Source organism: Pseudoalteromonas sp. S1609 (assembly GCF_005887255.1).
GTDB lineage: Bacteria > Pseudomonadota > Gammaproteobacteria > Enterobacterales > Alteromonadaceae > Pseudoalteromonas.
The window spans coordinates 1-338 of the sequence record NZ_PNDJ01000231.1; the positions used below are offsets into that span (position 1 = coordinate 1).

At 45.0% G+C, this 338-nt stretch carries 1 protein-coding gene; it reads right to left on the reverse strand.

What is annotated here, in order from left to right:
• A partial coding sequence (locus tag CWB76_RS19550; RefSeq protein WP_283235064.1) for a biotin/lipoyl-containing protein occupies positions 1–338 on the reverse strand: 338 nt, incomplete at both ends.

Genomic DNA, 338 nt, shown 5'->3' on the forward strand with positions numbered 1-338 from the left:
TTAGCGCACGGCGGTAGTTGATTCGCTTTAACCGTACCTGGCACCGGCGCCGGAACTGCCATAGCTGCTTTGTCGCCTTCAACGTTTAAGATAGATTGCTCTTCTTCTACGCTATCGCCAACCGCAACCATAACTTCTGTTACTTCAACTTCGTCATCACCAATATCAGGCACGCTAACTTCTTTAGTGCTTGATGCCGATGCTTGTTCAGCAGGCTTCTCTTGTGCTTTTGAATCAGCTGCAGGGGCACTTTGGTTATCACCACCTGACACTTCAAAAACAAATACTAATGAACCCGTTTTCACTTTGTCACCAGTATTTACTTTAATTTCTTTTAC